The sequence below is a fragment of the Arthrobacter sp. Bz4 genome (genome assembly GCF_003075455.1).
Taxonomy (GTDB): Bacteria; Actinomycetota; Actinomycetes; order Actinomycetales; family Micrococcaceae; genus Arthrobacter_D.
The window spans coordinates 1-7,435 of record NZ_QDAE01000043.1 but is presented as its reverse complement, the minus strand read 5'-3'; the positions used below and the strand labels follow the sequence as shown (position 1 = coordinate 7,435).

At 63.3% G+C, this 7,435-nt stretch carries 10 protein-coding genes; 8 read left to right on the top strand and 2 right to left on the bottom strand.

Annotation, left to right across the window (positions count from 1 at the left end):
* Positions 1-6: 6 nt before the first annotated feature.
* A complete protein-coding gene (locus DDA93_RS15690; RefSeq protein WP_051317607.1) occupies positions 7-648 on the bottom strand; it encodes an IS3 family transposase in 642 nt (213 codons plus the stop codon).
* Entirely contained in the window at positions 648-962 is a 315-nt protein-coding gene (locus DDA93_RS15685) for a transposase (protein ID WP_019481117.1), read from the bottom strand. The genes DDA93_RS15690 and DDA93_RS15685 overlap by 1 nt, the downstream gene beginning before the upstream one ends.
* Positions 963-1,102: 140 nt before the next feature.
* Here DDA93_RS15685 and DDA93_RS15680 point away from each other — a divergent pair, with 140 nt between their 5' ends.
* From DDA93_RS15680 to DDA93_RS15645, 8 genes are all read left to right on the top strand, one after another.
* Complete coding sequence (locus DDA93_RS15680; RefSeq protein WP_237742084.1) at positions 1,103-1,660, top strand: hypothetical protein; 558 nt, start codon at positions 1,103-1,105, stop codon at positions 1,658-1,660.
* 289 nt (positions 1,661-1,949) lie between these two features.
* Positions 1,950-3,107, top strand: a complete 1,158-nt coding sequence (locus DDA93_RS15675; protein ID WP_024475957.1) for a TerC family protein — start codon at positions 1,950-1,952, stop codon at positions 3,105-3,107.
* Positions 3,108-3,175: 68 nt separating this feature from the next.
* Positions 3,176-3,538 (top strand): helix-turn-helix domain-containing protein, encoded by a 363-nt coding sequence (locus tag DDA93_RS15670; protein ID WP_019481120.1) that lies wholly within the window; start codon positions 3,176-3,178, stop codon positions 3,536-3,538.
* A 627-nt stretch (positions 3,539-4,165) separates the two neighbouring features.
* Positions 4,166-4,693 (top strand): thymidylate kinase, encoded by a 528-nt coding sequence (locus DDA93_RS17160; RefSeq protein WP_347693956.1) that lies wholly within the window; start codon positions 4,166-4,168, stop codon positions 4,691-4,693.
* A gap of 26 nt (positions 4,694-4,719) precedes the next feature.
* Positions 4,720-5,157 (top strand): succinate dehydrogenase hydrophobic membrane anchor subunit, encoded by a 438-nt coding sequence (locus tag DDA93_RS15660; protein WP_035747130.1) that lies wholly within the window; start codon positions 4,720-4,722, stop codon positions 5,155-5,157.
* Between the two features lie 105 nt (positions 5,158-5,262).
* A complete protein-coding gene (locus tag DDA93_RS15655) occupies positions 5,263-5,592 on the top strand; it encodes a DUF3040 domain-containing protein (protein ID WP_019481124.1) in 330 nt (109 codons plus the stop codon).
* A gap of 297 nt (positions 5,593-5,889) precedes the next feature.
* Entirely contained in the window at positions 5,890-6,477 is a 588-nt protein-coding gene (locus tag DDA93_RS16930) for a hypothetical protein (RefSeq protein WP_024475959.1), read from the top strand.
* A gap of 185 nt (positions 6,478-6,662) precedes the next feature.
* Positions 6,663-7,235 carry a hypothetical protein gene (locus DDA93_RS15645; protein ID WP_019481126.1) on the top strand — a complete coding sequence of 191 codons (573 nt, stop codon included), beginning with the start codon at positions 6,663-6,665 and terminating at the stop codon, positions 7,233-7,235.
* The last annotated feature ends 200 nt before the right edge of the window (positions 7,236-7,435 follow it).

The following is a 7,435-nucleotide window of genomic DNA, read 5'->3' as shown; positions in this document are numbered from 1 at the left end:
TACCGGTCAATCCCATGGAGCGGGTGATCCCGTTAGCGGCGGCGAACTCAGCGATCTGCGTTGAGGCGTACTGGGCCACCGGTCGCTGTGGAAGATCACCTGCGCCGGCGGATCCTGCCGCAAAGTCAGAGCCATCTGCAGGGCGTCCTGGATGAGGTCGGTACGCATGTGCTCAGCGATTGCCCAGCCGATCACACGGCGGGAGTGGGCGTCGATGACGGTCGCCAGGTACACCCATCCTTCCCACGTTCTCAGATAGGTGATGTCACCGACCCAGACCTGGTTCAGGGCCCCGGTGTCCCACCGTCGTTTCACCGCGTCCACCGGATACGCATCAGCATGGTCGATCACCGTGGTGGTCTTCCACCTCTTCGGGCAGATTCCGGCTAGGCCCAATGATTTCATGGCTTTCGCGACGGTCTTCCGGGACACAGTTTCGCCGTCGGCACGCAGGTCAGCCAGGATCCGCGGCGAGCCGTAAACCTCATCGGAATCACTGTGGAAGTAGGCAACTTTTCGCTCGATAACCTCCCGCCGGATCGCCGCCGGCGAAGGCACCCGCTCCAGCCAGGCGTAGTACCCGGACCGGGATACCCCGAGCAGGCGCACCATGCGGGTAATCGTGAAGTTCATCTTCTGCGCGTGCATCAGTTCGAACGCTTGGCGTTCGTATCCGAGGCTTCCTGGGCGAAGAAGAGAGACGCTTTTTTTAGGAACGCCCGATCAAGTTTCAGGTCCGCGTTCTCCTTGCGCAGCCTCTGCAACTCGGCCCGCTCGGACTCCGTGACCGCGGTCTCGCCGGTCTCGTTGCGGGCCTTGAAACTGTTCACCCACCGACCCAGTGAAGCCTCGCTAATCCCGAGCTCCCGGGCGACGACCGCGACCGGCCTGCCGGTATTGATCACCAGCTTCACGGCCTCGTCCTTGTACTCAGGAGTGAACTCCCGACGTGTCTTTCCCATAATGAACATTCTCTCTTGTGAGGTGTCCACTCAACGGGGGCAGGGCCAATGTCAGGCAGCTCAACGCTGATGGCCGGACCGCGGATGTGGAGGTCATCGAGTACCTTGTGCCTGACGTTTCTCAGCGGGAAGTCCTCGGGATGAGCGAGCTATCACGCGTGGAGCAGGAAGGCCGCGTGATTGATGACGCGGTCGTGATCGTTCACCCCTTCGAGGACCGGGACCTGGAAGCGATCCGCAGCGTGGTCGCGGCTGGGTTGATCGAGCGGTTGTTCGTCATGGTGTGGTCACCTGATGACAGGATCCGGACCTGGCTCGACAGTGCAGGAGCCGTGAACCTCCATACCGGTGTGGCGATGTCAGCGCCGGACCTTCTCATGGTCGCTGCCGCGGAGATCTTCGTCTATCACCAGTACAACGGGCTCAGTTCTGGCCCTGGCAAAGACGCGGTCGTTCAGATCGTTCGTGCCTTCGCCGCTGAGGGTTACCCCATCGACGTCGACCCGTGGCTGCGGGCGTACTTTGCTGCTGGCGGCACCTTCCGTCATGCAGAGTCCATCGCCCGTCTCATCAAGGAGATGGCAACGGGCGTCAAGCACCGGGTAACGCCGAGGTACGGAACAAACATCGTGGCGACGCTCCGGGATCAGATCGTCGATCCGGACGACCGAACCGCACCAGCGTCGCCAAGCTGGTGACCTTGTATCGTGCCGCAGTTTTCGCCGGACCGCAGCACGTGCACGCACCATCGCTGAAACCGCGGACGCGGATAGGGACGTCCAGCCGATGAAGCTCGTGCTGACCTGTGTTCCAGGCAAACCTTCCCTCAACAGGCGAAGTGTGGTTCACTAGTTTTCATGTGGAGGGGAGTATCCCCCAGTCAGTCCGTCGTCACTACGAGAGTCCCTGCACTCTCCGGCGGGCAGGGCCTTCAGAGGCCGGGAGAGACCTCCAGTTAATTCGATACTGACTGGAAGTAGGTACCCCTTGAACGTCCCCCTCTGGGTCTGGTTCGCCGTCATCGGCTTCATCCTCGTGATGCTGATCGTGGACCTCGTCGCTCACCGCAAAGCCCATGTCATCAGCGTCCGCGAAGCGGCAGCCTGGTCGGCAGTGTGGGTGTTCTTCGGCGTCGCGTTCGGCGCGATCATCTGGCGGTTCTGGGGCGCCGAATTCGGCCAGCAGTACTTCGCCGGCTACCTCATCGAGAAATCCTTGGCCGTCGACAACGTCTTCGTCTGGGCCATCATCTTCACGTTCTTCGCCGTTCCCCGGGAGTACCAGCACCGGGTCCTGTTCTTCGGTGTCCTCGGCGCCCTAGTCTTCCGGGCCATCTTCATCGCCGCCGGATCCGCGATCATCGCCAGCGCCGGCTGGGTCCTCTACCTGTTCGCCGCGTTCCTGCTCTTCACCGGATACCGGATGCTCGTTCAGCGCAACGAACACATCGACCCCTCGAAGTCCCGGGCCCTGAAACTGTTCCGCCGCCACGTGCCCATGACCGACGCCTTCCACGGCCAGCGGTTCCTCATCCGCAAGAACGGGGTCCTGCTCGCCACACCCCTGCTGGCCGTCCTCGTCCTCGTGGAAGTCACCGACATCATCTTCGCCGTCGATTCCATCCCCGCGATCTTCGCCGTCACCGACGAAGTGTTCCTCGTCTTCACCGCCAACGCCTTCGCGATCCTGGGGCTCCGCGCCATGTACTTCCTCCTCGCCGACCTCATCCACCGCTTCGTGTACCTGAAGATCGGGCTCGCCATGGTCCTGATCTGGGTGGGCATCAAGATGGCCCTGAAGATCGACGTCTTCTACATCCCCACGCCGATCTCCCTCGCCGTCATCACCACCATCCTCACCATCTCCATCGCCGCCAGCCTCATCAAGACCCGCGGCCAGGAACGCCACGAACCGCCGGCACCCGTGGAACCGCCCTTCCGCACAGCCGACGACGCCGAGATCGCAGCACTGCAGCCTGTGTGGACGCGCACCCGCAAGGTAGCCGCCACGCACGGTGGGACAACCGGCACCTCATCCGCTGGACGTCCCGCGGAAAATCCGGCGGCGGGTCCGACCATCAGAGAGGACCGCGCAGGAGACGATCGTTCCGCTGACGGAGACCGTCAGGACACGCCTCGCCACTGATCCCTCATCGGACGCGTGCAGACGATTGTCTCCGACCACAAACCGTCCATCCCTGAAAGGGACCACCGATGCAGCCAGGATCCAGCAACCGCAGCTCCGGAACGTCCGACTCGGCTACCGCACCTCCGCGGATAGTCCCGCACCAGTGGACGTTCCTCACCAATCACGGTCATGTGCTGCTGGTCATCGCGACAAACCCGAACCCTTTGGTCGAGGACATCGCGGCGACTGTGGGGATCACCCCGCGAGCCACGTTGCAGATCCTCAAGGACCTCGAGGACTCCGGCTACCTCCACCGGCTCCGTGAAGGCCGGCGGACCCGCTACACCATCGACCCGCACCAGCACTTCCGCCACCCGACCACGTCCCAGAAGGAGATCGGCGAACTCCTGGCGATCTTCTCCCACTCCCCCGGCAGCGGAAAACACTAGCCCTACAACCAGCACGACAACCGGTACCACGACCAGTACGACTGTCAGCTCGACCGCCAGCACGACAGCTGGCATCACGAAAGGAACACACCATCACATCTCGTACAGCACTGCTCCTTGGTTCCGGACTCCTCGTCATCGGGGCACTGTCCATCACCGGATGCGATGACACACAGCTGCCCCAGGTACCAGGAGTGGAAGAACAGGAAGACACCGACAACCAGGACAACAACCCCGATGAAGGTCAGGAAGAAGAGCAACAGGACGGGCAGGACGACGAGCAGGAGAACGACGAGCAGGAGGACAACTAGGAGCAGTCTCGGCTTCCACGATCCGCGACGAACGAAAGGAGTAGAGGACATGGAAGGAAGGCCGTACGACCTCCGTCGGGGGTTCGGTCCACCCGATGGGCGACGAACAAGCCGCAGGAGCGCATCAGGTGCATTTCCAGTGCTCCCCCGCTGATCCAGGGTTCGCTCTCGACGCCAGCTCTGCAGCAGCGCAGAGCCCGGGCCCTGGTTCGGAAGGTAGCGGTGCAGCTCCGAGGCGTCGCCACACTGGACGGGGACGGACCATGATCATCGTTCTCGTTGGTATCGACGGTGCGGGTAAGAGCACGGCCGGCGTCTGCTGGCGCAGCAACTCAACGCCGCCGACTATCCGGCAGCGTTCCGCAGGAACGAATCCGGTCGGCGCAGCCTGGCTGCGTGGTGTGGCCGATCCGGCCTTCACCCTCCCGAGGCAGCACTTGACGCGCTGGAGACGGTTCTTCGCTGCGCGAACGTCCTGATCTCGCACGCGCGAGCCCGGACAGGCCCCGGCGTCGTTGTCATGGACCGGTACCTTCACTGCCAGCTCGCGCTCCGCCGTGCGCGCGGCCTGCGTGTGGGCCGGCTGCTTCCGTTCCTCCTCACCGTCCTGCCCACTCCTGATGTCGTCTTCTACTTCGACGTTCCCGTCGACGTGGCGCACGCGAGGATCACGGGCAGGGCCGTGGACACCGAGACCATCGAGCACCTGCAACGGTTCGACGACGCCTACCAGGGACTCGACGCTTTCCCGTCCTTCATCGTCCTCGACGCCAGCCGTTCGGCGGAGGAACTGGTCGAAGACATGCTGCAGGAACTGGGGATGTGCGGGCTGGGGTTGCAGTGACGCGGCCTCAACGCAATCCCGTCAGGATGCCGGTCACTCCCCCGCGGAGCCGCCCACACGCCCGAAGCAACTTCGAGCTCCTCGGCTGGCTGTTCATGCGGTGGTCCGGGGCCGTCCTACTCATCATGATTTTCACGCACCTGTTCGTGAACCTGGTGCTCGGGGATGGCATCAACCAGATCGACTTCGCGTTCGTCGCCGGGAAATGGGCGCACCCCTTCTGGCAGTGGTTCGACCTGATCATGCTGTGGCTGGCCATGCTCCACGGCACCAACGGGTTGCGCGTCATCATCAACGACTACACGGACACCGCCTGGATGCGCTTGTGCCTCAAGAGCGTCCTCCTGACCTGCACAGGCGTGATCATCGCGCTCGGATCGCTGGTCATCTTCACGTTCGATCCCTGCCCTCCCGGCGCCTCCGACGATGCGCTGCCCGCATGGTGCCCGACCGGGCCGCCCTAGGCCCGGATCCCCCAGGACAGATCCCTGCAGGATGATCCCGCCGTGCATGGACGTGCGACCCAACACCAGGACCCAAGCCCCACGTGAGAAGAGAAAGTGACTGTCATGCCCCTGTCGGACGAAGAACGATCCCGCTTCGACGAGCTCGCACGGCGTCTCGCAGCCGAAGAACCCGAACTTGCCCAACGCCTTCAACACACGATTTCGCCGCGCCGCACATCCCGCCGCCGGAAAGCGGCGTTCGTGACGATCCTGGGAGGAATACTGATCGTCCTGCTCTCCATCGCAGTGTCCATCCCGGTCGTCGGGATCGCCGGTTTCCTCACCATGATCGCCGGCGGTCTCATCGGAACGCCCCCACCTCGCCCAGAACGAACGGACGTGACGCCGCCAGCGGACCCAAAGGCTCCACGATCGAACACGACACCCCACTGAGAAGAACCGAGCCGAGCCAGAAGCGCCCGTGGGCTGGGACGCGCCACACCACAGCCCCGCCGACCAGTCGCACGCGGACACGTGTGGACAGCAGAACGGAAGCGATCGCCATGTCAGGGCGCCGGTTCTTCCCCTAAATAGGTGAAGTATGTTTCACTTATCTCAATGGAGGGTAGTATCCCCACATCCGGTTCGTCGTCATTACGAGAGTCCCTGAACTCTCCGGCGAGCAGGGTCGCATGAAGCGGCCGGGAGAGACCTCCAGTTGGTGCAACAACCGACTGGAAGCAGGCCACCATGACCCTGTCAGACCGCACGATGATCACCTCGAGCGCACATCACCGGCGTCCGCCCTCACCCCCACGTCCACGCCGGGTCGTCACGCAGGGCCTCATCGAGGGGGTACGAGCAGAAGCTCCTCCCGCGAAACACAGGGCAGGAAGAACGCTTGCCCTGAAGGCGGTGTACGTCGGACTGCTCGCTCTGACATTGTGCGGGTGTTCCTTCACCAACCCCGTGGCGACACAGATGAACGACTCGCTCACCGACGGCGCTCACGCATCAAGCGGGAATGTGCGGCTGCAGAACATGCTGATAGTAGGTACCTCCGCTCAGGAGCCTGGCCGGGTGCTGGGCACGATCATCAATGACACGGAGGAGGACCTCATGGTGGGTTTCAGCGTCGCGGGTCAGACCGAAAGCGTCCTCGTTCGCGGCGAGAACTCCGTCCACCTCGAACGGACGACACCACTGCTCGTCGATCAGGTAGGTGCCGACCCGGGCTCCGTGGTTCCGGTGAAGGTCACCTCCGCCGACGAGTCCCTGATCGTCAAGGTGCCGGTCCTGAACGATTCGCTGCCCTACTACTCCCCTTACATGCCCTGACACTCCCCGCCTCGGCGGCGATCCGTCACTCCTAGTGCAACTCATCGTCACGATGTACTCCTGTGATCTCGTGTCGCCCGCCGGCACTGGCGGGTGGGGCCGACTCGACCTGAGATACTCATCGAAACCTAGCGACGGGCGCTGATCGAGGTCGACCCGGGCACGACGTGCACGAAAAGGAACCCATGAGTCAGGACCGCTTGAAGAGGCGCCCTCATCGGCTCGTCCAGGACCTGATCTATCAGCTCTTTCACTTACGTTCGGAGCGGCCGCTCAGCAAGGAGGACGCATCGAGCAGGATCACGGCCTTCGTCTACGGAGACATCCTGATTCTGGCCGCGCTCATCGCCCTGTACCCGGAGGACCTACTCACCAGCAAAGCCCTGATCTACATCATCGGAACCGGTACATCGACGTTCATCGCACACGTGCTGGCCGAACATGTCGGCGTCCGGGTGACTGCACCCGACCAGGCCACGACACCTCACCTTCGAAAAGAGGCATGGCACGCTGTGCCCATCGCGTCCGCAGCGGTTGGGCCCGCGCTTTTCATGACGGCTGCTTTGGTGGGGTGGGTTGATCCGGGACTAGCGCTGCAGCTGGCGATCATCATCACCGTCGTTCGGCTGGCAAGCCTCGGCTGGGTGGTCGGACATCTTCGAGGCGAACGGGCTGCCCCGCAGACATTCATCCTGGGCATCGTCCTGGCCGCACTGTGCCTCGCAGCGGCGTTACTCAAAGCCGTGATCACCGCCTAGAACATCCCCGCCGTCGACGTCTCGGCCCCGCACCGGTCAACCGGAGGCGCGCAACGACAGGCACCACGGCCTGAACTTCCAGCACTGGACGGTCCCCCCGGGCAAGCTCGCCCTCACGCTCCTCCAGTTGATCGGCGCTGGAGGCGGCCCTCTCCCTGTCGGCCTGGCAGCGGAACGTCTCGCGCTACACATCCTTAACT